21 protein-coding genes are annotated in these 26,355 nt (G+C 53.0%); 14 read left to right on the forward strand and 7 right to left on the reverse strand.

Annotated elements, in window-relative coordinates:
- The first annotated feature begins 40 nt into the window (after nt 1-40).
- Nucleotides 41-1,759 (forward strand): DUF4153 domain-containing protein, encoded by a 1,719-nt coding sequence (locus ACHHZ7_RS14980; protein ID WP_060682875.1) that lies wholly within the window; start codon nt 41-43, stop codon nt 1,757-1,759.
- A gap of 109 nt (nt 1,760-1,868) precedes the next feature.
- Here ACHHZ7_RS14980 and hslO read toward each other — a convergent pair whose 3' ends face one another.
- The 4 genes from hslO to igaA form a co-directional block, all read right to left on the reverse strand.
- Entirely contained in the window at nt 1,869-2,747 is an 879-nt protein-coding gene (gene hslO / locus ACHHZ7_RS14985) for an Hsp33 family molecular chaperone HslO (RefSeq protein WP_003023531.1), read from the reverse strand.
- Between the two features lie 24 nt (nt 2,748-2,771).
- Entirely contained in the window at nt 2,772-3,173 is a 402-nt protein-coding gene (hslR, locus tag ACHHZ7_RS14990) for a ribosome-associated heat shock protein Hsp15 (RefSeq protein WP_003837900.1), read from the reverse strand.
- A 10-nt stretch (nt 3,174-3,183) separates the two neighbouring features.
- Nucleotides 3,184-3,852 carry a GMP/IMP nucleotidase gene (gene yrfG / locus ACHHZ7_RS14995; protein WP_003023533.1) on the reverse strand — a complete coding sequence of 223 codons (669 nt, stop codon included), beginning with the start codon at nt 3,850-3,852 and terminating at the stop codon, nt 3,184-3,186.
- Between the two features lie 62 nt (nt 3,853-3,914).
- On the reverse strand, nt 3,915-6,050 hold the full coding sequence (gene igaA / locus ACHHZ7_RS15000) for an intracellular growth attenuator protein IgaA (protein ID WP_032945218.1): 2,136 nt from the start codon (nt 6,048-6,050) through the stop codon (nt 3,915-3,917).
- Nucleotides 6,051-6,372: 322 nt separating this feature from the next.
- Here igaA and nudE point away from each other — a divergent pair, with 322 nt between their 5' ends.
- Entirely contained in the window at nt 6,373-6,933 is a 561-nt protein-coding gene (nudE, locus tag ACHHZ7_RS15005) for an ADP compounds hydrolase NudE (protein WP_048236942.1), read from the forward strand.
- 105 nt (nt 6,934-7,038) lie between these two features.
- Here nudE and mrcA read toward each other — a convergent pair whose 3' ends face one another.
- Nucleotides 7,039-9,591, reverse strand: a complete 2,553-nt coding sequence (mrcA, locus tag ACHHZ7_RS15010) for a peptidoglycan glycosyltransferase/peptidoglycan DD-transpeptidase MrcA (RefSeq protein WP_003827669.1) — start codon at nt 9,589-9,591, stop codon at nt 7,039-7,041.
- A 120-nt stretch (nt 9,592-9,711) separates the two neighbouring features.
- Here mrcA and ACHHZ7_RS15015 point away from each other — a divergent pair, with 120 nt between their 5' ends.
- The 12 genes from ACHHZ7_RS15015 (at nt 9,712) to trpS (ending at nt 19,892) form a co-directional block, all read left to right on the forward strand.
- The gene (locus ACHHZ7_RS15015) at nt 9,712-10,491 is read left to right on the forward strand and encodes a hypothetical protein (protein WP_060682874.1); all 780 of its coding nucleotides are present in this window, start codon (nt 9,712-9,714) and stop codon (nt 10,489-10,491) included.
- Nucleotides 10,491-11,030 (forward strand): PilN domain-containing protein, encoded by a 540-nt coding sequence (locus ACHHZ7_RS15020; protein ID WP_060682873.1) that lies wholly within the window; start codon nt 10,491-10,493, stop codon nt 11,028-11,030. The genes ACHHZ7_RS15015 and ACHHZ7_RS15020 overlap by 1 nt, the downstream gene beginning before the upstream one ends.
- Nucleotides 11,014-11,469 (forward strand): hypothetical protein, encoded by a 456-nt coding sequence (locus tag ACHHZ7_RS15025; protein WP_032945211.1) that lies wholly within the window; start codon nt 11,014-11,016, stop codon nt 11,467-11,469. The genes ACHHZ7_RS15020 and ACHHZ7_RS15025 overlap by 17 nt, the downstream gene beginning before the upstream one ends.
- On the forward strand, nt 11,459-11,872 hold the full coding sequence (locus tag ACHHZ7_RS15030; RefSeq protein WP_060682872.1) for a HofP DNA utilization family protein: 414 nt from the start codon (nt 11,459-11,461) through the stop codon (nt 11,870-11,872). Before ACHHZ7_RS15025 ends, ACHHZ7_RS15030 begins: the two co-directional genes overlap by 11 nt.
- Nucleotides 11,775-13,022: a DNA uptake porin HofQ gene (hofQ, locus tag ACHHZ7_RS15035; RefSeq protein ID WP_071845227.1), complete on the forward strand. Its 1,248-nt coding sequence runs from the start codon at nt 11,775-11,777 to the stop codon at nt 13,020-13,022. Before ACHHZ7_RS15030 ends, hofQ begins: the two co-directional genes overlap by 98 nt.
- Nucleotides 13,023-13,426: 404 nt before the next feature.
- Nucleotides 13,427-13,948: a shikimate kinase AroK gene (gene aroK, locus ACHHZ7_RS15040; protein ID WP_003023552.1), complete on the forward strand. Its 522-nt coding sequence runs from the start codon at nt 13,427-13,429 to the stop codon at nt 13,946-13,948.
- Nucleotides 13,949-14,005: 57 nt separating this feature from the next.
- Nucleotides 14,006-15,094: a 3-dehydroquinate synthase gene (gene aroB, locus ACHHZ7_RS15045; RefSeq protein ID WP_060682870.1), complete on the forward strand. Its 1,089-nt coding sequence runs from the start codon at nt 14,006-14,008 to the stop codon at nt 15,092-15,094.
- A gap of 96 nt (nt 15,095-15,190) precedes the next feature.
- Nucleotides 15,191-16,495, forward strand: a complete 1,305-nt coding sequence (gene damX / locus ACHHZ7_RS15050; protein WP_060682869.1) for a cell division protein DamX — start codon at nt 15,191-15,193, stop codon at nt 16,493-16,495.
- 117 nt (nt 16,496-16,612) lie between these two features.
- Nucleotides 16,613-17,449 (forward strand): adenine-specific DNA-methyltransferase, encoded by an 837-nt coding sequence (dam, locus tag ACHHZ7_RS15055; protein WP_003827684.1) that lies wholly within the window; start codon nt 16,613-16,615, stop codon nt 17,447-17,449.
- 17 nt (nt 17,450-17,466) lie between these two features.
- Entirely contained in the window at nt 17,467-18,144 is a 678-nt protein-coding gene (rpe, locus tag ACHHZ7_RS15060; RefSeq protein ID WP_003023561.1) for a ribulose-phosphate 3-epimerase, read from the forward strand.
- Complete coding sequence (gene gph / locus ACHHZ7_RS15065) at nt 18,137-18,895, forward strand: phosphoglycolate phosphatase (RefSeq protein WP_003837920.1); 759 nt, start codon at nt 18,137-18,139, stop codon at nt 18,893-18,895. The genes rpe and gph overlap by 8 nt, the downstream gene beginning before the upstream one ends.
- Entirely contained in the window at nt 18,888-19,892 is a 1,005-nt protein-coding gene (gene trpS, locus ACHHZ7_RS15070) for a tryptophan--tRNA ligase (protein ID WP_003827687.1), read from the forward strand. The genes gph and trpS overlap by 8 nt, the downstream gene beginning before the upstream one ends.
- A gap of 66 nt (nt 19,893-19,958) precedes the next feature.
- Here the strand turns inward: trpS and ACHHZ7_RS15075 are convergent, their stop codons facing one another.
- Both ACHHZ7_RS15075 and ACHHZ7_RS15080 read right to left on the reverse strand, forming a co-directional pair.
- Nucleotides 19,959-20,129, reverse strand: coding sequence for a YhfL family protein (locus tag ACHHZ7_RS15075; RefSeq protein WP_003827690.1), 171 nt, complete (start codon nt 20,127-20,129; stop codon nt 19,959-19,961).
- A gap of 197 nt (nt 20,130-20,326) precedes the next feature.
- The gene (locus ACHHZ7_RS15080) at nt 20,327-26,167 is read right to left on the reverse strand and encodes a cell surface protein (RefSeq protein WP_060682868.1); all 5,841 of its coding nucleotides are present in this window, start codon (nt 26,165-26,167) and stop codon (nt 20,327-20,329) included.
- Nucleotides 26,168-26,355 lie beyond the last annotated feature (188 nt).

The raw sequence follows: 26,355 nt of genomic DNA on the forward strand, positions 1-26,355 counted from the left end.
GATGCGATAATTAGCTTTTCCCTTCATTCTGGATACTGACATGGATAGTGCTGAAATTTCACGTACGACGCGTTGGGGCATGATATTCATCGGCCTGTTGCAGGGGACATTATGCTATCTGCTGATGACATATCTGGCGCCCCATAGTGACGGCTGGCTGTTTTATGGCATGCCTGCGACGATTGCGATCACCTCGGCACTTTTGCTTACTGTTGTTTCTTTCAAACAACGCGCGCTGTGGTACTGGATGGCGCTGATCTTTGTTGTCGTGCTGGCGATGAGCGTCTGGCTAAAGTGGCAAGTCGAGGACAGTGATAAGTGGCGGCAACATGAAGTTTTTATGTTCTACGGTTGGCGCTTACTGCTGATGGCGATGCTTGCTTTGCCCTGGATTCAGTACTCGCTTCATGTCTCTCGTGAGCAGGCGCGTTACCCGCATTTTTATCGGCAATTGTGGCTTAATGCGTTGACGTTGCTGATTGTCTTTGTCGCCAACGGTTTGTTCTGGCTGGTACTCCTGCTATGGAGCGAGATGTTTAAGCTGGTCGGTATTCCCTTCTTCAGCACGCTCTTCTTTGATACCGACTGGTTTGGCTATGTGGCCTTTGGTCTGATTACCGCACTGGCAGTGGTACTGGCCCGAACACAGTCGCGTCTGGTCACGGCGGTACAAAAATTACTGACGTTTATCGCCACCGGTCTGTTACCTCTGGTCGCGCTGTTGGCGCTGATGTTCATACTGACCTTACCCTTCACCGGGCTGGAGGCTATTTCGCAACGCGTGTCTGCGGCCGGGTTGATGTCAACGCTGACGCTGCTCCTGTTGCTGTTGATGGCTATCGTGCGTGAACCGCAAAAAGAGGCGTTACCCTATCCTGGCGCGTTACGCTACCTGATCAAATGCTCTCTGATTGTCGCGCCCATCTATATGCTGATTGCCGGTTGGTCACTGTGGGTCCGAATACAGCAGTACGGTTGGACGCCTGAGCGTTTGTATGGCGTGCTGGTGGTCGTGGTGCTGCTGGTATGGTCGTTTGGCTATCTGGCCAGCATTTTGCGCCGCGGGCGCAATCCGCTTGAGCTTCAGAGGCCGGTCATTCTTGGCGTTTCGTTGCTGGCATTGGGGCTGTTGGTTCTGCTGTCATCGCCGGTTATTGATGCCTGGCGCATCAGCGTTAACAGCCATATGGGGCTGTATCACAGCGGGAAAATTAAACCGGATCAAGTCAGCCTGTATATGTTGGATCACAGCGGAAAACCGGGGCGCGCAGCGTTGGAAGCATTACAAAAAGATGTGGCGTTTAATCAAGACAGTAAACGCAGACGCGACTTGAATTCTCTGCTGCAAGGGCGCCGGGATCCGGTTAAAGAGCTAACCGCAACACAGTTAGTATCGAAGGTTGTGATGGCTCCGGGGAGCCAGAAGCCAGACGATGCGTTCTGGGCGTTTGTCAAAACACAGGGGTATCGCATCACCTCTTGTGCTGAGCAGAATGCGTGCGTACTGGTGAGTCAGGACCTCAATGCGGATGGTCATCCTGAGCAGGTGTTATATGCCTTTGGCGATGGGGAGAGTCTGGTCTTCGGCATGCAAAAAAACAAATGGGATTTGTTAGCTGTTGCCACGCTACCTGAAGGATTCACTAAGGATAAATTGCTGCAGGCGGTAGCGAATCAGCAACTGGGCTCAGCCCCCAGAATCTGGCGGGATATCACTATTGATGGCAAAAGACTGCCGATGACTTATTACACCGAGTGAGTGTGTTGCCGACATCGTTTTTGCCGGATGGCAGCGCGAACGTCTTATCAGGCCTACGACAGATTTTCCGTAGGCCTGATAAGCGCCGTGCCATCAGGCAAGACAGTGATTAATGCACCTGGGGATCGGCAGGGGAGGCATTACTGCGGATCTCAGCAATATCCATGGCGTTAAACAGATAGTGACTACCGCAGTAATCGCAGTGCATATCGATCTCGCCTTCTTCCGCCAGAATGCTGTCCACTTCTTCGTCCGGCAACGTTTTCAGTGCGCCTGCGCAGCGTTCGCGTGAACAGGTGCATTTGAACTCAACGTCCTGCGGATCGTAGAGAGTAACCTCTTCTTCGTGGTACAGGCGCCACAGCACTTCGTTGGCAGGCAGCGTCAGCAGCTCTTCGGCTTTGATGGTTTCGGTCAGGGCGGTCAGGTGATCGAAATCATCTGCCTGCGCGTTTTGCGCCGGCATTACCTGCAGCAGCATTCCGCCAGCAGCGGGTTTGCCATCAACGTCGCCAGTGCGGATGAACAGGCGTGTCGGCAGCTGTTCAGAACGCATGAAGTAATCTTCCAGACACGCTGCCAGCGTGTCACCTTCCAGACCGACCACGCCTTGATAACGCTCGCCTTCTTCCGGAGTAATGGTGATCACCAGGTAACCGTTGCCCACCAGCGTTTTCAGATCGGCATCTTCAGGAATATCACCCTGCATGCGGGCCACACCGCGCATCTGCTGATTGTTGTTGCCGTTGATGACGGCCAGGCTCAGCGGACCATCACCCTGCAACTGCACAGTGATATCACCGGCAAATTTCAGCGTGGCGGTGAGCAGGCTGGTGGCAACCAGCAGCTCAGCCAGCACGTTTTTGACCGGTTGCGGGTAAGTATGATTTTCGAGGATCTGTTGCAGGGTTTCCGATACGGTCACCAGCTCGCCGCGCACGGCAAAGTTTTCAAACAGATAACGATGTAATTGGTCATGTTGCGGCATAATCATCTCTCTTGCAGGTGACAGTCACTCGCTGTCGCCGTGTTTAAATCGTAACAGATCGCGGCGCTCTTTCTTGTCCGGTCGTCTGTCCGGGTGCGGCATGGTTAACGCGTTAAGTTTACGCGCCAGCGCCATTTTTTCGCGTTTTTCCACGCTTTCCGCGGTTTCTTCATACAGCGTAACGGCTTCCGTTGCCGGGCGACGCTGCTCGGTAATGGCCTTGATAATGACCGTTCGTTCGTCATTTCCCTGGCGAAGGGTGAGGGTGGCGTTCAGCTCGACAATCTTGCTTGGCTTACTGCGCTGGCCGTTGTAGTGCACCTTACCGCCTTCAACCATTTCGCGGGCTAGCGCACGCGTTTTGTAAAAGCGTGCAGCCCACAGCCATTTATCCAGCCTGACTTCAGCAGAGGGCTTTTCTTTCATGGCGTCTCCTTCACATCAGTGAGGGGATCAGTCGGCGGTAGTCATTCAGTGACGGGTGGCGTGCGTACTGTTTTTCGGCGATGCCGGAGTCGGGATTGGTCACGCCGAGGCAGTAACGAATACCGTACAGAGCAGCGGCGTCGAGAATGGGTTCGCTGTCGTCAATAAACAGCGTCTTCTCTGCACTCATTCCCGTTTCTTCAGCCACAGCGTGCCATAACCGCTGATCCTCTTTGGGATAACCAAATGTGTGGGTGGAAAGTAATAAATCAAGGTGTGAGGCCAGACCGGTATGCTCAAGCTTCACCGCCAGATTATGCGGATGCGCGTTGGTGAGCAAAATACGGCGCTTGCCGCTGGCTTTTAAGGCATCAAGAAACGGTACGGTATCTTCGCGCAAAACGGCGCGCGGTCCCTGTTCCGTGGTCATGGCGCAAATATCCAGATCCAGGCACTCGCTCCAGTAATCAAGGCAATACCAGTTTAGCGTATGCTGCACGGCATGATACTGCTGACGAATATAGTCCTGAGCTTCCTGAGGAGAGATACCCTGCTTCGCGCCATAGGTTTCCGGCACCAGTTTTTGCCAGAAATAGTTATCGAATGCCAGGTCGAGCAGCGTGCCGTCCATATCTAACAACACGGTGTCGACATCCTGCCAGGCAATATTGATATGCATGGAAACTCCCCAGAAGAAAACATGATGCGCGACAGGGTAGCATATCCTGTCGCGCGAGCGTGTTATCGAATCAGGCTTTCCGGGTTGTCAATCAGTGTTGGATTCAGACAACTTTCGTAGTAGCTCTGAATTTCCGCGATGCGGGTGCGGTGACGCTGGTAGCGTCTGAATGCCTGTATGCTGTTGTAGATAGCGCATCCGAGCATGGAGAACATCAGCAGCGTCGTGCCAAGGTAGCGCCATAAACCTGAGCGGTCCGGGATACGGTGCAGTCCAATGTGCTGGGTGCCATTGGCGTCAGTCGAAATATTGGTGACGATCCCCTCCGCGCGAAACGGCGTCTGCATTAGCATCTGTGCCAGGCGCTGGAAGGCGTTCCACTGTTCCTGAGGCGGATAGTCATATAGCGAGGTCGTCGGCCACGGCTGATCGACCAGATCGCTGCCTTCGTCGCTGATAATCAGGAAACCGCCGGGAGCAGGGCTATTCAGCGCCTGGGCTGCTCGTGCAGTCTCGCGTGAAATAAACGGTGCCGTAGAGGTATTCACCAGATTATCCAACGACTCTGCGCTTACCGGACGCAGCAGCACGTTCACGCCATCCAGTTTGCCTGCGTTTGCCCGTTTCACCAGCGCGGCCCAGTCTTTACTGTTACCGAGGTTAACCAGCGCATTTTTTAAGCGCACACATTCATCTTTGGCTGCACACAGATCGGCCGTTTTCAGGACAATCTCACCAAAATCGTCCAGTAATACCATGCCGGACTTTTGGATTGCTGAGCGTAGCGATGCGCTGACGCGAGAGTCATCGTCAGGTTTGGGATGCAGCTGACGGCTCACGGCCTGTGTGAGCGCGGTAGCCTTGTTCACCAGGTCAGACTCAGGCAGCGGCAATGCGCGCGCGTCATTCCAGATAATTTGCGAGCAATCGAAAGGCATAAACGGCGTGGCAGGCTGCGCATTCCAGCTTCCTTGGGTATGAATGTTACACATACCCGTACCACTCAGGTGTAGCGTGTCACCCACGCGAACGCCCGCGTTCTCGAGCTGTTTAACGCTGGTGGCTTCGATAGTTTGCGCGCCCTTCATCCAGGAGAGCGTGACCTTTATCGGCATATCCAGCGGGATCCAAAACAGCAGCATCAGCAGTACCAGTAACGAGCCGCCTGCGATGACGGCGTTGCGCAGCCAGTGCTGTAACGGGAAGTTTTTCACTTCATCGTGCAGAGATAAAAAACGCCCCTGGCGGGCAACGTGGCGATCGAGATAAATATCGATATCCGTTTGCTGGCCAAGGTCTTGGGCGATGTAAGGTTGCCAGTGAGGTGGGTAGATCAGATCAATAATACCCAGCGAGATATTATTAATTTGTTCCTGGTCGTTTTCGCCAAATAACCCCCAGCGACGTGGCGTACCGCGCAGACAATGAATTTCCCGCAGTGCGCTTTTGGACGGCGGGGCGAACAATCCCCACAGACCCGCAGCTAACAGCAACACCGCGCCACCAACTGCCCACGGAACAAACGTGTTCGGGATAACCAAACAGAAAAAGAACAGCAGGAATGAGGCGGTTATCAACAACGCCTCGCGCAATCCCGAAGGGCGGCTGAGCGCATATTCTTCATGGGTTTCCTGGCGAATATTCAGCAGTTCAATCTGCTCACTTTCTTCACCACGAATGGACGCCTGGGTAGAAGCGGTGTGCTGTAACGCATAACCACGCGCTTCCTGCATATATTCCTGCAGCGTATGGCCGTTCAACGAGATAACCAGCGGTATCGTATTGGTGTGGATTATCTCAACGCTGTTTTCGTCGTTGATGTATTGTTCCCAGAAAGGGGGAAGATGTACCTCAACGGAATCAAGATAGTAGCGCCATTTGTTAGGATCGTCGGTGGTAATGCCGTAACGTGTAATCGAACGAGTAAGCACGATGACGCTATTACTTTGGGCATTCAACGTTAATGAGACCGGTGCAGCACTGGCTCCTGTGGGACCGGGTACTTGCTGAATTTGACTAAGGCTTTCGAGATAGTTTTCGACTGCGCTGCGTTCTTCAGGTGTGAGTTTACGTTTCGAGGCGTCTGAGAAGACACTGCTCAAGGGTAAATTTTTCTGCCTGGATTTTGATTTGAGTAGCCATCCTGCAAGCAATGAGCAGGCCAGCAAAGCAGCTAAAAAAATCAGAATGGTGCTCATGCTTTCCCCATCTTACTTAGTCTGTCAGGCGTGGTCAGTCGCACCCTGTTCAATATTCGTGATTCTGTGGTTGGCTATCGGCAAGTGTGGAGTCGAACTTGAGCATCTTTAAGTACAGCCCAGTAAATGCGAATCATAGCAAAATCACCAAAAATGGAATATCAGCAAATTCCTGGAGTTATTTCAACCTATTGACTTTTAATTTGAAATAGGGATTAACTTTTAGTACGTTACATAAATGTAAATAAACGGCAATTCACATTGCCGAAACCGTGCGGTATATCGCACAATAACCCCAGATTTCACAGCAAAGATCCTCACAATGAGCAAATCATTACAGAAACCCACGATTTTGAAAGTGGAAACCATCGCCCAATCCCGGCTGTTTAAGGTCGAAAGCGTGGACCTTGAGTTCAGCAATGGCGTACGCCGCGTTTATGAACGTATGCGTCCATCCACGCGTGAAGCGGTAATGATTGTGCCGATTGTTGACGACCATCTGATCCTTATTCGCGAATACGCGGTCGGTACCGAGTCCTACGAACTGGGTTTTTCCAAGGGATTAATCGATCCTGGCGAAAGCGTGTTTGAGGCGGCGAATCGGGAGCTGAAAGAAGAGGTGGGGTTTGGCGCAAAAGATCTGACGTTTTTAAAGAAACTCAGCATGGCGCCATCTTATTTCTCCAGCAAGATGAACATCGTGGTGGCAGAGGACTTATATCCTGAATCGCTGGAGGGTGATGAACCTGAGCCATTACCGCAGGTGCGCTGGCCGCTGGCGCATTTGATGGACCTGCTGGAAGACCCTGATTTTCACGAAGCGCGTAATGTCAGTGCGCTGTTCCTCGTACGCGAATGGCTGAAAGGGCAGGGACGGCTTTAATTACGATTGCCAACTGATACCTTATCCAGCCTACAAAATTCCGGAAGATCAAATAATTGTACCGAAATTGTAGGCCGGATAAGCGAAGCGCCATCCGGCAATCGATCAGAACAGTTCGTGTGTCTCACCATTATCAATAATGGTTGTTCCCACCTCATGCACCGCCTGTTGCGTCGGCTGAGTGCCTTCAATGAAGTACTCTGCGCGGCTATTGCCACCGCTCGCCAGTTGTCCTGTGCTGCGATCGATATTGACCGTCACGATACCCGGCGGTGGCGTCAGTGGCTGTTCAGGCACACCTTCCAGCACGGATTTCATGTAAGCATCCCATGCAGGCTGCGCACTCTTCGCACCGCCTTCGTAGCCGGAGATTTGGTCTTTGATCGCGCCGGAAGCCGTTGTATGACCAAGGTTGCGGCGATGGTCATCAAAGCCGATCCATACCGACGTTACTACCCCTGGTCCGTAACCGGAGAACCACGCATCTTTAGAGCTGTTGGTAGTCCCGGTTTTCCCGCCGATATCATGACGCTGTAAATCGCGACCTGCGCGCCAACCGGTTCCCATCCAGCCTGGTTCACCAAAGATATTGGTGTTCAGCGCGCTTTTAATCAGGAAGGCCAGCGGCGTGTTGATCACGTGCGGAGCGTACTCTTGTGTTCCGCTTTGCGCGACCAGTGCCTGGTTCGCCTGCTCAAGCTGCGGCATAGGCACGGCGGCATTCTGCTGTTCCTGCGAGACGGCGACATCTTCTACGTTACTGTTTTCCAACACGTTAGATTTCTGGGTATCGCCGTAAATCACCGGAATATCGCATTCCGGGCAGGCAATTTTCGGCTTCGCTTCGAAGATAACGCCGCCCATATCGCTTTCGATCTTACTGATGAAATACGGATCGACCAGGAAGCCGCCATTAGACATCACCGCGTAACCGCGCGCCACCTGCAACGGCGTGAACGAAGCCGAACCCAGCGCCAGTGACTCGGTATGCACAATGTTCTGTGCCGGGAAACCGAAACGTTGTAGATACTCTGCCGCGTAATCCACGCCCATAGCGCGCATGGCGCGTACCATCACCACGTTTTTCGACTGACCCAGCCCCTGACGTAAGCGGATAGGACCGGCGTACTGCGGCGGGGAGTTCTTCGGCTGCCAGTCGGAACCAGCACCGGCATCCCAGCGGGAGATTGGCACGTCGTTGAGCATGCTCGCCAGCGTCAGACCTTTATCCATTGCGGCGGTATACAGGAATGGCTTGATGTTGGAGCCCACCTGGCGTAACGCCTGGGTTGCACGGTTAAACTTGCTCTGGTTGAAGTCAAAACCACCAACCAGCGCCAGCACCGCGCCGTTTTGCGGATTGATGGAGACCAGGGCGGAGTTGACGTCCGGCACTTGCGCCAGCCACCAGGCATCTCCCACCTGGCGTACCCAGATTTGCTGGCCAGTCTGTACTACGTCGGTCACTTTACGCGGCGTTGGGCCTTGTTGAGTATCCGAACGGTAAGGACGCGCCCAGCGCATACCATCCATCCGTAATGACACTGATGTACCATCCGCCAGCGCGGCAATGGCTTCCTGCGGATTGGCGCTGGTAACAACCGCCGGCAGCAGGGGGCCATAAGTCGGCAGCGCTTTCAGCGTATCGGTAATTTTCTTGCTGTCCCAACTGCTTTCGCCCACTTTCCACAGCACGTTCGACGGGCCGCGGTAGCCGTGGCGCATGTCGTAATCCATCACGTTGTTACGTACTGCCTGCTGAGCTGCCTGCTGTACTTTGCGCGTAATGGTGGTGGTGATGCGATACCCGTCTTCATAGGCTTTCTCGCCATAACGGTTATACATCTCCTGGCGCACCATTTCAGACAGATACGGTGCAGAGAAAGCGATTTCCGGCGCGTGGTAGTTGGCGTCAATGGCCTCGCCGCGCGCCTGATCGTACTGGGCTTGCGTGATGTAGTTTTCGCTCAACATACGCGACAGTACAACGTTACGTCGCGCGGTTGCACGGTCCATCGAATAGAGCGGGTTGAAGGTTGACGGCGCTTTTGGCAGACCGGCAATCACCGCAATTTCACTTAAGCTGAGTTGATCCACCGTCTTACCGAAATAGACCTGCGCGGCAGCACCCACGCCATAGGCGCGATACCCCAGATAGATCTTGTTCAGATACAGTTCGAGGATCTCATCTTTACTCAGCAGTTGTTCAATGCGGATCGCCAGGAACACTTCTTTGATCTTACGCATCAGCGTACGTTCCGGGCTCAGGAAGAAGTTTCTCGCCAACTGTTGGGTAATGGTACTCGCCCCTTGCGACGCGTGACCAGAGAACAATGCGACGCTGGCCGCACGGAAGATCCCCACCGGGTCTACCCCATGGTGCTCATAAAAGCGGCTGTCTTCTGTGGCGATAAAGGCTTTAACCATTACCGGCGGCATCTGATCTAGCGTGACCGGGATTCGACGTTTCTCGCCATATTGCGCGATTAGCTCGCCGTCAGCGCTGTAAACCTGCATCGGGATCTGTAAACGCACATCTTTGAGCGTCGCGACGTCAGGTAATTGCGGCTCAATATAGCGATAGAGGCCATAAATCGAGCCTGCTCCCAGCAGGATGCAACATACTGCAAGGATTAATAAATACTTTACGAACTTCACTGGAGATTTCCCATTTAGTGGCATTTGGGCAGTTTATAAACAAACGCGCGGTAGTATAAAGGCAAGCCAGACGCATTGATATACCCGTTAAAGCGACGGGTGATAAGGAGATCATCAGCAATGGCTTTCAATATCTGGAAAATTGGTCTGCATATTCAGCAACATGAAGCGCTGGCTGTCGCTATCGTTCGCGAAGCATCAGGTTGGTATCTGCAACGCTGGTGGCGTATACCGCTGACGCCTCAGGTTATCGTCGATGGCCACATTCGCGAGCCTGAACAGCTGGTCGCCGCGCTACTGCCGTGGAGCCGGGAGCTCCCTCGCCGACACCATATTCATCTCTCTTTTCCCGCCAACAGGACGTTACAAAAAAAGTTTCCTCGTCCGACAATGACGTTACGCGAGCCAGAGCAAACCGCATGGTTGTCCGGTTCGATGGCGCGTGAACTCAATATGGCGCCGGATGCGCTGCATTTTGATTATAGCGAAGACACGTTGAGCCCGGCATTTAACGTCACTGCTGCGCAAAGCAAAGAGATTTCAGCGCTTCTGACGCTTATCCAAACCCTGAAGGTGCAGGTTACGGCGATTACACCGGATGCCAGCGCGTTACAGCGATTTATTCCCTTCTTGCCAGAGCATCAGCAGTGTCTGGTATGGCGTGATGACGCCCAGTGGTTATGGGCGACCCGTTCGGCATGGGGACGTAAATCAACGGGCGATATTGGCAGTATTGATGAGCTTGCCACGACATTGTCTCTTCCCCCGACAGCCATTGCGCAATGCTCCCCTGGCGGCTTCGATCCTTTGAGCGCCGTGTCTGTACGCCAGCCGCCCATTCCAACGCAAAGTCATCACTTCGCCATTGCGCTGGGACTCGCTATGGGAGGCGCGTACTGATGATAGCGACCATTAATCTTCTGCCCTGGCGTCAGACTCGGCGTTACGCTTGCCTGCGCTTCTGGGGCATCTTATTTAGCGCTTCGCTACTGCTTAGTATTGGCGTGTTGTTGCGCTATTACAGCGTGTTGAGTGTAGAAAATCGGGCTGAATTGTTGCTGACAGATGCCGAAAAGACGCGTGTCGAGGCCTTAATTGCGCTAAAGCCGCGTATGCAGCAGCGCCAGCAACGATGGCAACAGGTGCAGGCACGGAACAAACAGCGTGAGCAGACCCGAAGCTGGCAGTCGGTTTTGCAAGAGCTGGCGGAATTACTGCCTGAGCAGGCGTGGTTAACAAAAATGACCTGGCAGCAGGACACGCTGGAACTGACGGGAAACACGCTGAACTTTGCCGCGCTGAAGGCGCTGGAAGCGCAATTACGCCAGCAACCATTGTTTCAGTTGAGCTGCCCCGGTGAAACGCAGCAGGATGCGCAGGGACGCTGGCAATTCCACTATCGACTGACACGGAGCGGTGCGCATGATAACGCTCTGTGATGTCTGGTTAGCGCAGTCGCCGCGCTTTCGACTCATCTGCTGGTGCGGCTGGATGTTGGGGCTACTCATACTGGTGACGTTATGTCTTTATCCCGTAGCGCGGGAGCGGACGATGCAACGCGAGACGCTGGTCCAGCAACGGGCAGCTATTCAGATGCAATGGCGAGATGTCTATCTGTTAGCGGCATCACCAGCAGAGCCGGAAGAGAAACTGACCCTGTTCTCTCCGCTACTGTTTCAGACTTCACTTACTCGTCTTATCCACTGGCAACCCTCCGCGCAAGGCGGAGAGATGGCGCTGATATCGGCCTGGGATGCTATCCCGCAGACGTTTGTCCAGTTGGCGGATCAGGGGATGAACGTCAGCCGATTTTCGCTTAGCGCAGAAGACACAGAGCTGCTGCTAACGCTACAGCTGGAGCGTCTGAATGACGGTTGAACGCTGGCTGTTGATATGCGTAAGCGTACTGATGCTCACCGGTATGCGTAATCCCTTCCTGCCGCCGGAGGACCGTTGCCAAATTGCTGAGCTGTCGACATGGCGTTTTCAGGGCGTGGTGAGCCAGGGCACGCGACCCATTGGCATCGTTCAGGATAGCCAGAAAAAATGGCGGCGGGTTAAGCCAAATGACGTCCTGAAAAACGGTTGGACGATTACGCAGATAACGGCCCAGAACATAACCCTCGGCACAGAAAAAAACTGCGAACCGCCGCGGTGGCAGTGGCAACGACAAGGAGCGGTAAATGAAGCGATGGATAGCGTGGATAGTAATAGCGCTGGCGGTCGGGATAACGAGCGCACTGGCGACGAAACCGCAAAACGTGACGCTGGTGGTCGATGATGTGCCGGTTACGCAAGTATTGCAGGCGCTGGCTGAACAGGAACAGAAAAACCTGGTGGTTTCGCCAGATGTCAGCGGTGTGCTGTCGCTGCATTTGACGGATGTCCCCTGGAAGCAGGCATTGCAGACGGTGGTAAAAAGTGCCGGACTGGTATTACGCCAGGAGGGAAACATCCTGCATGTACATTCTGTTCAATGGCAGAGTGAAAATGCGGCCCGCCAGGACAATGAACAGGCGCGGATTCAGGCCAGTATGCCGCTGGAGCAGCGCAGCATTATTTTGCACTATGCCGATGCTGCCGAGCTGGCAAAAGCAGGAGAAAAGCTGCTCAGTGCCAAGGGAAGCATGACGGTGGATAAACGGACCAACCGCTTACTGCTGCGTGATAATAGCGTTGCGCTTAACACCCTGGAAAAGTGGGTATCGCAAATGGATTTGCCGGTGGCCCAGGTCGAACTGGCGGCGCATATCGTCACCATAAATGAAAAAAGTTTGCGCGAGCTGGGGGTGAAGTGGTCGCTGGCTGACGCACAACAATCGGGGGCGGTTGGGAATGTCACGACGCTCGCCAGCGACCTTTCTGTAGCCACCGCCACATCCCGTGTGGGATTTAATATTGGCCGCATTAACGGTCGTTTACTGGAACTGGAGTTGTCTGCGCTGGAGCAAAAACAGCAGTTGGATATCATCGCCAGCCCACGATTACTGGCATCTCACCTGCAACCTGCCAGTATTAAGCAGGGCAGTGAGATCCCTTATCAGGTCTCCAGCGGTGAAAGCGGTGCGACATCCGTCGAGTTCAAGGAAGCGGTACTGGGGATGGAGGTAACACCAACGGTGTTGCAGAAAGGGAGAATCAGGCTGAAACTGCATATCAGCCAGAATGTTCCCGGACAGGTTCTACAGCAGGCAGATGGCGAAGTGCTGGCTATCGACAAGCAGGAGATTGAAACTCAGGTCGAGGTAAAAAGCGGCGAGACGATTGCGCTTGGCGGGATTTTTTCACATAAGAATAAATCCGCAGCCGACAGCGTGCCGCTATTAGGCGACATTCCCTGGCTTGGCTCTCTTTTTCGCCATGATGGTAAAGAAGACGAACGGCGCGAATTAGTGGTCTTTATTACGCCCAGACTGGTTTCAACGGAATAACTTATGCATGAAAAGCCGTTGTTTTTGCACTGAACACGTTTCAGGGATTTGACGTGAGGGTGTATTTAGCATACAAGGAGTACCGATTTGAGCGTCGGTACTTTTCTTTACTTATGCGGCAGTGAATACGCTTTGCCTTTCCGGTGGTGTGCCATAGGCTTATTGGGTGTCATTTGACTGCGCGATACGTCGCCAGGTCTGATGTTTGCAGGGTAGCATGCCTGCCACGACCAGAAATGCGTTAGGTTTGGTGATTTATTCAGTTGCCAAACCCGCTTGAGTATTGAGATAATTTTCAGTCTGACTCTCGCAATATCTTATGAGGTTTCAGTTCATGTCCTGCTGCGCTGGGTGTCTGCGAAGCGGGTTTACCATTAACGAATAGTCTTAGTAGTACCGAAAAAATGGCAGAGAAACGCAATATCTTTCTGGTTGGGCCTATGGGTGCCGGAAAAAGCACTATTGGGCGCCAGTTAGCTCAACAACTCAATATGGAATTTTACGATTCTGATCAAGAGATTGAGAAACGAACCGGAGCTGATGTGGGCTGGGTCTTCGATGTAGAAGGTGAAGACGGCTTCCGTGATCGCGAAGAAAAAGTCATCAACGAGTTGACGGAAAAACAGGGTATTGTGCTGGCAACTGGCGGTGGCTCTGTAAAATCACGTGAAACACGTAACCGTCTTTCCGCGCGTGGCGTCGTGGTCTATCTTGAAACGACAATTGAAAAACAACTTGCACGTACTCAACGTGACAAGAAACGCCCGCTGCTGCAGGTAGAATCACCGCCTCGTGAAGTTCTGGAAGCGTTGGCTGACGAACGCAATCCTCTGTACGAAGAGATTGCTGACGTGACCATTCGCACCGACGATCAGAGCGCAAAAGTCGTAGCAAACCAGATTATTCATATGTTGGAAAGCAACTAATTCTGGCTGAATACACACTCGTCTGCGGGTACAAGTAACTAAGGTGGATGTCGCGTAATGGAGAGGATCACAGTCACTCTCGGGGAACGTAGTTACCCTATCACCATCGCGGCTGGTTTGTTCAATGAGCCAGCTTCATTCTTACCGCTGAAATCGGGCGATCAGGTTATGTTGGTGACCAACGAAACCCTGGCTCCCCTTTATCTCGATAAGGTTCGCGGCGTACTTGAACAGGCGGGTGTTAACGTTGATAGCGTTATCCTTCCCGATGGCGAGCAGTATAAAAGCCTGACGGTTCTGGATACGGTTTTCACCGCGTTACTGCAAAAACCGCATGGTCGTGATACCACGTTAGTTGCCCTTGGCGGCGGCGTGATTGGCGATCTGACCGGTTTTGCGGCAGCCAGCTATCAACGTGGTGTTCGTTTTATTCAAGTCCCGACAACTCTGTTGTCGCAGGTCGACTCCTCCGTTGGCGGCAAAACCGCCGTAAACCATCCCCTCGGTAAAAACATGATTGGCGCGTTTTACCAACCGGCCTCCGTGGTGGTGGATCTCGATTGTCTGAAAACGCTTCCTGCGCGTGAGCTGGCATCGGGGCTGGCGGAAGTGATCAAATACGGCATCATTCTTGACGGCGAATTTTTCAGCTGGCAGGAAGACAATCTGGATGCGTTACTGCGTCTGGATGGTCCGGCAATGGCGTACTGTATCCGTCGTTGTTGTGAGCTGAAAGCAGAAGTTGTCGCAGCAGACGAGCGTGAAATGGGCTTACGTGCTTTACTGAATCTGGGACACACGTTTGGCCATGCGATCGAAGCTGAAATGGGTTATGGCAATTGGTTACATGGTGAAGCAGTCGCAGCAGGTATGGTAATGGCTGCCCGTACGTCAGAACGTTTGGGTCAGTTCACCTCCGCTGATACGCAGCGCATCATTACGCTGTTACAGCGAGCAGGCTTACCGGTGAATGGGCCGCGTGAAATGTCCACCGAGGCTTATCTGCCGCACATGCTGCGAGATAAAAAAGTGTTAGCGGGAGAGATTCGTTTGGTGCTTCCGCGAGCGATAGGGAAGAGTGAAGTGCGCGGCGGAGTGTCGCACGAGGTGGTTCTTAACGCTATTGCTGATTGCCAGCAGGCGTAACAACAAGAAAGGTCAGGCTTACGTTGCGAAACGTAGGTCTTTTAGCTTCAGGTTATGTGCAAAGTCGTAAGCATTAACCTTTGAGTGGGGTGTTAAATGGATGAATTCAAACCAGAAGACGAGCTGAAACCCGATCCCAGCGATCGTCGTACTGGTCGTTCTCGTCAATCGTCTGAACGCGATAATGAGCCGCAAATCAATTTTGATGATGTTGATCTGGATGCTGACGATCGCCGTCCTGCACGTGCACGCAAAGAGCGTGAAGAAGAGCAGGACATTGAAGAAGAGTATGAATCTGATGACGATGCCGTGGATGAAGAGCGTGTAGAACGTCGTCCGCGCAAGCGTAAGAAAGCCGCCAGCAAGCCTGCCTCCCGCCAATATATGATGATGGGTGTGGGTGTTCTGGTACTGCTGCTGCTGATTATCGGCATTGGTTCTGCGCTGAAAGCCCCCTCATCTTCTTCCAATGAGCAGGCAGCATCTGGTGAGAAGAGCATCGATCTTTCTGGCAGCAATGCAACGGATCAGGCGAGCGCAACGGCTCCTGCAACGGGCACTGAGCAGACCGCTGGCAATACCCAGCAGGATGTTTCCCTGCCACCGATTTCCTCTACCCCGACTCAAGGTCAGGCACCTGCGGCAACCGAAGGCCAGCAGCGTGTTGAAGTGCAGGGCGATTTGAACAATGCTCTGACACAACCGCAGGGTCAGGAGCAGGTTAACAACGCCGTGGTTAACTCTACGCTGCCGACCGAACCTGCGACCGTTGCGCCGATGCGTAATGGTAATGCTGCGCGCCAGACGGCGAAAACGGAAACGACTGAGCGTCCTGCTGCTACGCGCCAGGAACGTAAACAGGCCGTTATTGAGCCGAAGAGCAAACCGCAAACTACGGTGAAAGCGACGCCGACAGAGCCGAAACCTGTTGCTCAGGCAAAACCAACCGTAACTGCTACCGCGCCGACCACCACAACTAAAGCACCTGTGGTAACCGCTACGCCGAAAGCGACCGCTGAGCCGAAAGCAACTGCGACGCCAACGCAGACCGCAACGCCTACGCCAACGGCGACAGCAACAACGACAACGCCTGTTGCAGGCGGAGCGAAAAGCGCAGGTAATGTTGGAGCGTTAAAATCTGCGCCGTCCAGCCATTACACGCTGCAGCTCAGCAGTTCTTCTAACTACGACAACCTGAACGGTTGGGCGAAGAAAGAAAACCTGAAGAACTACGTGGTGTACCAGACGACGCGTAACGGTCAACCGTGGTATGTTCTGGTGACAGGCGTGTATGCGTCTAAAGAAGACGCGAAACGTGCAGTGTCTACGTTACCCGCTGATATTCAGGCGAAAAACCCGTGGGCAAAACCGCTGCATCAGGTTCAGGCCGATTTGAAGTAAGATAGGATATGTTCTGCAATGGTTTGATGTTTCGCCCAATTGCGGGACAAAGACTAAAGCGCAGGATGCTGTCGGAGCTTTCTCCACAGCCGGAGAAGGTGTAATTAGTTAGTCAGCATGAAAAAAAATCGCGCTTTTTTGAAATGGGCAGGGGGGAAATACCCCCTGCTTGATGATATCAAACGGCATTTACCTCAGGGTGAGTGCCTGATTGAACCTTTCGTGGGTGCCGGGTCGGTGTTTCTCAACACCGACTTTTCTCGTTATATTCTTGCCGATATCAACAGCGACCTTATCAGTCTCTATAACATAGTGAAGACGCGTACCGATGAGTATGTGCAGGCTTCGCGTGAGCTGTTTATGCCTGAAACCAATCAGGCTGAGGTGTACTATCGGTTCAGAGAAGAATTTAATGCCAGCGAGGATCCGTTCCGCAGAGCAGTGCTGTTCTTGTATCTGAACCGCTTTGGTTACAACGGATTGTGCCGTTATAACCTGCGCGGCGAGTTTAACGTCCCGTTTGGGCGTTATAAAAAACCTTACTTCCCGGAAGCCGAGTTGTACCATTTTGCTGAGAAAGCGCAGAATGCGGAGTTCCATTGCCTCTCCTATGAAGAGTGCATGAACCGTGCGGATAGCAACTCTGTGGTCTATTGTGACCCCCCTTATGCACCGCTTTCGGCGACGGCAAATTTCACTGCGTATCACACCAACAGCTTTAGCCCGAAAGAGCAGGCGCATTTGGCCGAGATGGCAGAAAAGCTGGTCAGTAAGCAGATCCCGGTGTTAATTTCGAACCACGATACGCCCGATACCCGTGAATGGTACCGAGCGGCGAAACATTTTCAGGTCAAAGTGCGGCGCAGCATAAGCAGCAATGGCGGCACGCGTAAAAAGGTGAACGAACTGCTGGCACTGTATAAACCAGGAGTCGTAACGCCTGCGAAGAAATAAATCTCAAGGAGAAGCGGATGAAACAGTATTTGATCGCCCCCTCAATTCTGTCGGCTGATTTTGCCCGCCTGGGTGAGGACACCGCGAGAGCGCTGACTGCCGGTGCCGATGTCGTGCACTTCGACGTCATGGACAATCACTATGTACCGAACCTGACCATCGGACCGATGGTACTGAAATCGCTGCGTAAATATGGCATCACCGCCCCGATTGATGTTCACCTGATGGTAAAACCGGTCGATCGGATTGTCCCGGACTTCGCCGCCGCTGGCGCCAGCATCATTACTTTTCATCCGGAAGCCTCCGAGCATGTCGATCGCACTTTACAGCTGATCAAAGAGCATGGCTGTAAAGCGGGCCTGGTATTCAACCCAGCAACACCACTGAGTTATCTGGACTACGTCATGGATAAGCTCGATGTGATCCTGCTGATGTCCGTTAACCCAGGCTTTGGCGGACAGTCCTTCATCCCACAAACGCTGGATAAGCTGCGCGAAGTGCGTCGTCGTATTGATGAATCTGGCTACGATATCCGCCTCGAAGTGGACGGTGGCGTCAAAGTGAATAACATTGGTGAAATTGCCGCGGCAGGCGCAGATATGTTTGTTGCAGGCTCCGCCATTTTCGACCAACCAGACTACAAAAAAGTCATTGATGAAATGCGCAATGAACTGGCGAAGGTAAGTCATGGATAAGTTTCAGGATATTCGGGGCGCTGCATTTGACCTCGACGGCACGCTGGTCGACAGCGCGCCGGGATTAGCCGCAGCGGTGGACATGGCGCTGTATGCGCTGGAACTGCCGGTTGCCGGAGAAGAACGCGTTATCACCTGGATTGGTAACGGTGCAGATGTACTGATGGAGCGCGCGCTGGCGTGGTCTCGTCAGGAGCGCGCAACATTACGTAAAACGATGGGTAAACCGCCCGTTGATGATGATATTCCCGCCGAGGAGCAGGTACGTATTTTGCGTAAGCTGTTCGACAGATACTACGGCGATGTCGCAGAAGAGGGGACATTCCTGTTCCCTGATGTTGCCGACACGCTGGGCGCGCTGCATGCGAAAGGATTGCCGCTGGGTCTGGTGACCAACAAACCGACCCCGTTTGTCGCGCCATTGCTCGAAGCATTAGATATCGCCAAGTACTTTAGCGTGGTCATCGGTGGTGACGACGTGCAGAATAAAAAACCGCATCCGGATCCGCTGCTGCTGGTGGCAAGTAAGCTTGGTATCAAGCCTGAGCAAATGCTCTTCGTAGGGGATTCACGCAATGATATTCAGGCGGCAAAAGCTGCTGGCTGTCCGTCCGTTGGCCTGACCTATGGCTACAACTACGGCGAGTCGATCGCGCTGAGCCAGCCCGACGTTATTTACGACCGTATTAATGAACTACTGCCCGCTCTCGGGCTTCCGCATAGCGAAAATCAGGAATCAAAAAATGACTAAGCCCATCGTTTTTAGTGGCGCACAGCCCTCAGGTGAATTGACCATTGGCAACTATATGGGTGCGCTGCGTCAGTGGGTGAGCATGCAGGATGACTACCATTGCATCTACTGCATCGTTGACCAACATGCCATCACCGTTCGTCAGGATGCTCAGCAGCTGCGTAAAGCAACGCTCGATACGCTGGCGCTGTATCTGGCATGCGGTATCGATCCTGAAAAAAGCACCATTTTCGTGCAGTCTCACGTACCGGAGCATGCACAGTTAGGTTGGGCGCTGAACTGCTACACCTACTTCGGCGAACTGAGCCGTATGACCCAGTTCAAAGACAAATCCGCGCGCTATGCGGAGAACATCAACGCCGGTCTGTTTGATTATCCGGTACTGATGGCGGCAGACATCCTGTTGTATCAGACCAACCAGGTACCGGTTGGCGAAGATCAGAAACAGCATCTGGAACTGAGCCGCGATATCGCCCAGCGCTTTAATGCCCTGTATGGCGACATCTTCAAAGTGCCTGAGCCGTTCATTCCTAAATCCGGCGCGCGCGTGATGTCGCTGCTGGAGCCGACGAAGAAAATGTCCAAGTCGGATGACAACCGCAACAACGTGATCGGCCTGCTGGAAGATCCGAAATCTGTGGTTAAGAAAATCAAACGTGCGATGACCGACTCTGAAGAGCCGCCGGTTGTACGCTACGACGTGCAGAACAAAGCGGGTGTTTCCAACCTGCTGGATATTCTCTCCGCCGTCACCGGTAAGAGCATTCCGGAGCTGGAACAGCACTTCGAAGGCAAAATGTATGGTCATCTGAAAGGTGAAGTCGCAGAGGCCGTTTCCGGTATGCTGACTGAGCTTCAGGAGCGCTATCACCGTTTCCGTAACGATGAAGCTTTCCTGCAGAAAGTGATGAAAGAAGGTGCGGAAAAAGCCAGCGCCCGCGCATCTGTTACGCTGAAAGCCGTTTACGAAGCGATTGGTTTTGTCGCCAAGCCGTAATGCGCTCTGTGTTGTTAAAAAAACCGGGAAGTTCCCGGTTTTTTTGTATCTGCGCAATCGCTTCTATTACTGATTCGCAGCCGGGCCACAGCCACCAATAATTTTTGAAATCGAAATTGCTGGATGCAGGAAATAATCGTAGCTGCAGTTATTTTTTGTGTTTTCGATATGACCAGTACACGCGGTCAGCGTAGCCAGAACACCAGCAACTAAGGTGATTTTTGCAAATTTCAGCATGTCAAAATCCTTGTTAGATATCTATTTCTAAATGGATGAAGTCCATTTTTCGCCGGATAAGATATCAACTAACATAAACTTTAAGTAGTCCAGAAAAGGACATGTCGTTTTATATATAAAGCATACGATTAGTGAATTTAATTTAAATAAAAAAGCCTGGTATTAATAAATAATACCAGGCTGCTGGGTTTAATTAATTAACGAAATGTTTTTCTGAAATTCAACATAAAGCCTTTATCGTTGATGTTGTCCTCTTTCCACTGGTAAGCGTCCAGATTCAGACTGGCGTCTTTGGCGCTGTATTTCACACCGACCGTCGCCAGACCGTTGATGCCTCCGCCTTTTTGGTCGTCGTCTACGCCAAAGGACTGGCCTGCGGCACCTTGCAGTGACGCAGTACGCTGGCTTTTGCTGTAGCTCAGGTTCGGACCGCCTTCCAGTGTGGCGCTGGCGCTCCAGCCATTTTCACCGGTATAGTCGAACTTCATTCCGACAATGGAATCTACGGCGGTTTCGCTGCCAGCGTTCATCGACAGGTTAAAGTCCCCCGCGCTACGCTCTTTGTAGCCGCCTTCCAGCGTATGACGGAATTTCACCCCGGCGTACGGCGTGACTTTCAATGTATCGTTGAGCATGGTGAAGGTTTTCGCCCCTTCGCTGCGGAACTCAAGATACTGCTGACGTGCGTTGGAATCCGCCACCTTGTTGGTGTTGCCATAAGAGACAGAACGGCTGCTGTCGAGGTTGTGTACGTCATAACGCAGGCTGTTCTTCCACGCCAGACCTTCATTAAACGCCATGCTGTGCTTCAGACCAAAGAACTGGCTGTAGCCGCCGGTCAGGCCGTTGTCGCCCGCGGTCTTCGAACCGTCACCGTCCAGGCGCGCGATACCGTACTCCAGCGTCAGATTCTGGCTGGCGGTGAGATCCAACGACTGACGTAATGCCAGCATGTCGTACTGGGTATCGTTGCCCAACTCAGCGCGCGGGTCGCCTTTCGCTACGACGTTGAACGCCAGGCCATCTTTAATTTGCGGCGCGGCATCGGCCAGCATGGTAAAGCGGTTGCTTAGCACGCGGGCTTCACGGAACGCGGTGATAGCCTGACTGCCGCTCACCTGCTTAAGCGCGTTGTTCAGTTCAGCGGTGGAGCCAACGTTGAGGCTGGTGTACAGCTCGTTGTTGGTGTAACCGGCGTCGAGCGCCTGCGCCACATCACTGACGGAACCATCGGTTGCTACATCGGCATAGGCGTTTTTGGTCATGGTGACGTCAACGTTGCCGCTGGCATCGGTGCTGCCCTGTGCATTCCACACCACGGAGGTGGACTGAATGGCACCTGCGTCGGACAGGTTGCTGCCCTCGACCACGTTGTCAAAGCTGACGGTGGTGTCGGCAGTACCTGCGGTAAAACCGGTGTTAATCTCCACGCCGTTCATGCTGGCATTGCTGACCATCAACTTACCGGCGCTGCCATCAGCGCTGGTGCCGACCACGTAGCCCGACAGGTTGTTGGTGGCCGATGAATCTGCACTGTCGCTGGTGGTAACGGTTGTCGTACCATCGGTAATAGCAGGTTCCGTGGGGGCCGTGAAGTCAACATAATGCACTTCCGTACCGTCGCCGTTTTCGCCGCTGCCTTCAATGGTTTTACCATCCTGCTTGATAAAGCCGGAGCCGGTCACGTTGTCATCAATGTAGACTGTGCCGTTATTGACGATATGGCCGTTACTGCCCAACTGGCTGAAGGCGTAGGAGTTGCTGGCGTAAATATTGATGGTGCCGTTATTCTCGATCACCGCATCGGATTTGGCATCTGATTCCAGCTGCATCCCGACCATACCGGTTTGTGTGGTACCTTCGGTTCCCACATTGATGGTGCCGTTATTGACCATCTTCGCACTGCCGTGCGCGGACATCGCCACATTGTTAGTTTTATCAATGTTGATGGTGCCGTCGTTAATGGCTTTACTGCCGCCATTATTTTTCGAGGTAGTGACCTGCCCGTTAATGACGCCAGTGCTGCCGTTGTACAGCGTGTGCCCGCTCCCGCCGGTGGCGATATCGGCATCGCTGTTCACTGTCCCCCAGTTATTGAAGGCACCGGACCACAGGGCGTTATCTGCCAGCGTCATCACGCCGCCTTCAAGATTATTGAGCGTACCGTTTTTATCGACGGTGCCGTTATTAATGACACCCGCGTTATTGACGGTTGCGGCAGCGGTAAATTTGAGTTTATCGACTTCGCCGCCAGCGTTGTTGTTCAGTACCGCACCACCCGATGCGCCGGTCCAGTCCGTCACGATGCCGGTATTGTTCATGGTGCTGGACCATTGCTCAACCGTGTTCATGGACCCGCTGTTGTTGATAATGGAACCTGCGACGGTGGTGCCGGTTTTCCCGGTCACGGTGCCTGTATTGTTGAAGACACCGCCGTCAACGGAGACTGCCGCTGTTGTACCTTCGTTGGTATAGGTGCCGCCTGTTGCAATACTGACGCTGCTGATGCTGCCGGTGTCGGCATTGGTTAAATCGCCGTAATTTTTAACGATGACCTTGCCGCCGCTGACGGTGCCCGCGTTGCTAATGTGTACGGTTTCCGTTGCGACCGGATTGGTAATGATGGTTTCGCCGGTAAGCGTTTCGCCTGCGGCGGTAATGACATCGCCATCAGCAAAAGTAAGGGAAACGTTGCTGTCGGTTGGGTTGTAGTCGTCGCTGCCCTGGCAGTTGCTGTCATAACAGACCATACCGTAGTTAACCACGGTACTTTTGCTGTCAGTCAGGAAAGGCTTGCCGTAATTGGCATCAATATTGATGGTGCCGGTGGTGTCGTTAATCACGATGCCACCATTCAGTGCCGCCATGCCCACCAGTTGGTTATCATCGGTTTTGGTGACGCCCTCATCGGCGGTGAGATTAATGGTGCCCTGGTTAATGGCTGTGCCGCCGTTAAGTGCCATCATGCCGAAGCCCGCATTATTGACGGTAATGGTACCCGTATTGGTGGCGATTGCATCGCCATAACCACCGTCGGTTGAGCCTGCCACCATTGCCGAGCTGGTCAGATAGAGTTGTGATGGTGACCAGTAGCTTTTGCTGGCGACGGTATTATCGTCGTTCAGTGTCGGGACAAAGCCATCCAGGTAAATATCTCCAGCATTGAGGGCCGTCCCTTTACTGGCGGATACGCCATAGACCCCCGCACCCAGGAGACTTATGGTGGCGCCCGCCTCGTTGCTCACTTCGCCGTAGTTTTCCGCCAGCATGGCGTACAGCGTATTTTGGTACCATATCAGCGGGAAAGTTCCTATTCCGCTATCCCAACCTGGGGTTAATGACGATACCAGCGTGATTGATCCTCCCGCTGCGTTGCTAACTATCGATCCTTGATCGGTAGCCGCAGTGATTGCATTACGGTTGCTATGACCGCTTGTGGCATAGGCGCTAATATCGCCACTGTTTTTTGCCTGTGCGCCGCTGCGGGCGAATAATAGGGCGGCAGCGCCGTCATCAACGATAGCTCCCTGATTATCGATCGATGAACCCTGACCTTTTACGGTTAATATTGCGTTGTTGATGTAATAGTCGCTGGGCAAAACTGTTTCTGTGATTTTAATTACAGAGTTTTGGTCTAACGTTAAGCTGCCGCCGTTTTGTACATTGGCCAGTGTCACTGAGCCGCCGGGGAGGGTGGTGATATTCAATGTGGACTCACCGCTTAATGTGACACTGCTAGCACCGTCTATATTTATGCCTTTAACAGACGATGCTTCGCCATCGCCACTTTCGGCGTAGTTGATATCAATACCGCCCATCAGATTGACGGTATTGCCATCACCTTTGACCGTGAGGCCGTATGTATCCAGCCACTGTCCACTTACCGTGCTAACATCGCTAACATTGATGTTAAGCGAGCCGGTTAGATCCACCTGATTGTTCGTGCCGCTGACGGTGATTCCCTGGAGGGTATCGCTGTTGCTGGCCATCTGGCTATCTGCGTCATAGTCACCGCTGATTGTGACGTTGCCGGTAATATTCAGCGTATTGTTATCACCCGCCATATCGAGGCCCTGTGCGCCACGGTATAGGCCGTTGCTGTCCTCGACAGCGGTCACATTGATATCACCATCCAGCGTCGCCTGTGACGAGTCGCCACTCATTTTTGCGCCAGTACCATTCAGGCTGATGTCGATATTCCCTTTATTATGAAAGACATTTCTTTCACCATCGATCACAAAGCCCACGGAGTTTGCATCGCGCACGGTCGCGTTGCCGGTGTTTTTGATTTCGTTACCCGCCCCGTCAGTGACGATACCCGTCGCGCCGTTGGTGACCAGCATGTCACCTGCCTGAGTCAGGCTATTATCATTTCCATCAATGACTGCAGCGATAGAGCCCGCGCCATCCACGGTGATATCACCCGTATTCGCGATTCGGGAATTATCGCCCGCAATGACGGTACCCGTTGCGCCCTGCGCAATGGTTTGATCTCCTTCGCCAATAACCAGCGCCTTATTTCCCGCGATGTACAGCCCGGTTGACCCCGCGCCGGAGACCGTTGAGTCGCCGGTGTTATCAATCACCGCACCGTCACCGGTTATTTTGGCTCCGCTCGCGCCGTCGGTAACGTTTAGCTCACCATCGTTAGTAATGCGGGTTTTGTCGCCGGCGATGCTGATACCGATAGAGTCTGCGCCGCTGACATCGGTGGTGCCGATATTATCGAAGGTGGCGCTGTTGCCGTTAATCAGGATGCCCGTTGCGCCGTCGGAAATATCCTGCTTCCCTTCGCTGTTAATGGTTGCGTTGTCGCCGTCAATATATAGCCCGGTAGAACCTGCGCCGCTGGCGGTGGTATCGCCTTTGTTGTCGATGAGGACATCATCACCGGTAATCTTTGCCCCGGTAGCGCCGTCGGCCACATAGAGTTCACCATCGTTGATAACGTGCGAGTTGTCGCCATTGACGATGGAGCCGGTTGAACCTTGACCGCTGATGTTAGAGGTGCCGGTATTCGCCACTGTGGTTTCGTTGCCATCGATCACCATGCCGGTGCCGCCACCTGTGACGTCAATGCCACCGGAAATGCGGGTGGTGGTGCCGTTACCTGAAATCAGTGCGCCGGTTGCGCCGTCGACGGTGCTTTGTCCTGAAATCGTATTGGTGGTGTTGTCACCGGTAATGACGATGCCGACCGCACCATCGCTGACGGAGGAATCACCGCTTAACGCGTTGTTTGTCCGATCGCCGGAGATGATGACGCCAGTTTTACCTTCACCACGGGTATCAACCCCGCGATCGGCAGTATTTGAAGCGTCATCGCCAGCGACGACGGTTGTCTGGTCATCGGCAACGATCAGGTATCCCTGGTTGTCATATTTCCAGTACAGACCGCTTCCTTGCACCGTACCTTCAATGACGGCGGCATTCTCGTCGGTCACTTTCCAGTCGGAAACCAGCAGCGTTTTACCGTCTTGTAACGCGATCTGCCACCGATCGTCCTGTTCGACGTAATTCCATACGGCGCCGCCGTGGTCCGTGCCGCTATCCAGCTTGATGCCGTCAAATGTCAGTGTGTTCAGGCCTTTATCGATGGTGACGCCGTTACTGAAGGTAATAACAGAGGTATCATCAGGTGGTGTAGGTGTTACATCGCCGCCATCGTCGTCGGGAGGTGTGGGCGTTACATCGCCGCTATCGTCGTCAGGAGGCGTGGGCGTTACATCGCCATTATCTGATGGGGTTGCCGGAGTATCATTATGGTGGGAATGGCCGCCGCCATTGTTATCGATACCTATCGCTACACCAGCTGTTAGCGCAGCGACACCACCCGCGACCCATCCCCAGTGATTGTCTTGTTCTGTATAATCTGCCAGGCAGCGTGCGGAGAGTTTGTTACGTTCGGCTTTTGATAATACGGATATATCAGTAGGGCAATCATTGTCATCGTCGCTACTATCTGCGGCTATCGCCGGGAGATAGTAAGTTTGCAACGCAAGAGCAATACCCACAGCAATGAGTTTTTTCCTTTGCATAATCGACATCCTTAAATAAATACGCACAAAATATGCCATTGAAGGCATAAATTTATTTCGAGGTAATTTATTATTTTGCCACTGAATGACCGTACTTCGTCAAATTACTCAATGGTCATGTATTATTTAGGATGTGAATTAAATTTATAGGTTATACGGATATAAATAGTTTTTTTTACGCGTTTTTA

The sequence above is a fragment of the Citrobacter freundii complex sp. 2024EL-00216 genome (assembly GCF_043945515.1).
GTDB lineage: Bacteria > Pseudomonadota > Gammaproteobacteria > Enterobacterales > Enterobacteriaceae > Citrobacter > Citrobacter portucalensis.

What these genes read in the sequence shown, in the direction of transcription:
- ACHHZ7_RS14980 (WP_060682875.1), top strand. Translation starts at nt 41, where the DNA reads ATGGATAGTGCTGAAATTTCACGTACGACGCGTTGGGGCATGATATTC.
- hslO (WP_003023531.1), bottom strand. Translation starts at nt 2,747, where the DNA reads ATGCCGCAACATGACCAATTACATCGTTATCTGTTTGAAAACTTTGCC.
- hslR (WP_003837900.1), bottom strand. Translation starts at nt 3,173, where the DNA reads ATGAAAGAAAAGCCCTCTGCTGAAGTCAGGCTGGATAAATGGCTGTGG.
- yrfG (WP_003023533.1), bottom strand. Translation starts at nt 3,852, where the DNA reads ATGCATATCAATATTGCCTGGCAGGATGTCGACACCGTGTTGTTAGAT.
- igaA (WP_032945218.1), bottom strand. Translation starts at nt 6,050, where the DNA reads ATGAGCACCATTCTGATTTTTTTAGCTGCTTTGCTGGCCTGCTCATTG.
- nudE (WP_048236942.1), top strand. Translation starts at nt 6,373, where the DNA reads ATGAGCAAATCATTACAGAAACCCACGATTTTGAAAGTGGAAACCATC.
- ACHHZ7_RS15015 (WP_060682874.1), top strand. Translation starts at nt 9,712, where the DNA reads ATGGCTTTCAATATCTGGAAAATTGGTCTGCATATTCAGCAACATGAA.
- ACHHZ7_RS15020 (WP_060682873.1), top strand. Translation starts at nt 10,491, where the DNA reads ATGATAGCGACCATTAATCTTCTGCCCTGGCGTCAGACTCGGCGTTAC.
- ACHHZ7_RS15025 (WP_032945211.1), top strand. Translation starts at nt 11,014, where the DNA reads ATGATAACGCTCTGTGATGTCTGGTTAGCGCAGTCGCCGCGCTTTCGA.
- ACHHZ7_RS15030 (WP_060682872.1), top strand. Translation starts at nt 11,459, where the DNA reads ATGACGGTTGAACGCTGGCTGTTGATATGCGTAAGCGTACTGATGCTC.
- hofQ (WP_071845227.1), top strand. Translation starts at nt 11,775, where the DNA reads ATGAAGCGATGGATAGCGTGGATAGTAATAGCGCTGGCGGTCGGGATA.
- aroK (WP_003023552.1), top strand. Translation starts at nt 13,427, where the DNA reads ATGGCAGAGAAACGCAATATCTTTCTGGTTGGGCCTATGGGTGCCGGA.
- aroB (WP_060682870.1), top strand. Translation starts at nt 14,006, where the DNA reads ATGGAGAGGATCACAGTCACTCTCGGGGAACGTAGTTACCCTATCACC.
- damX (WP_060682869.1), top strand. Translation starts at nt 15,191, where the DNA reads ATGGATGAATTCAAACCAGAAGACGAGCTGAAACCCGATCCCAGCGAT.
- dam (WP_003827684.1), top strand. Translation starts at nt 16,613, where the DNA reads ATGAAAAAAAATCGCGCTTTTTTGAAATGGGCAGGGGGGAAATACCCC.
- rpe (WP_003023561.1), top strand. Translation starts at nt 17,467, where the DNA reads ATGAAACAGTATTTGATCGCCCCCTCAATTCTGTCGGCTGATTTTGCC.
- gph (WP_003837920.1), top strand. Translation starts at nt 18,137, where the DNA reads ATGGATAAGTTTCAGGATATTCGGGGCGCTGCATTTGACCTCGACGGC.
- trpS (WP_003827687.1), top strand. Translation starts at nt 18,888, where the DNA reads ATGACTAAGCCCATCGTTTTTAGTGGCGCACAGCCCTCAGGTGAATTG.
- ACHHZ7_RS15075 (WP_003827690.1), bottom strand. Translation starts at nt 20,129, where the DNA reads ATGCTGAAATTTGCAAAAATCACCTTAGTTGCTGGTGTTCTGGCTACG.
- ACHHZ7_RS15080 (WP_060682868.1), bottom strand. Translation starts at nt 26,167, where the DNA reads ATGCAAAGGAAAAAACTCATTGCTGTGGGTATTGCTCTTGCGTTGCAA.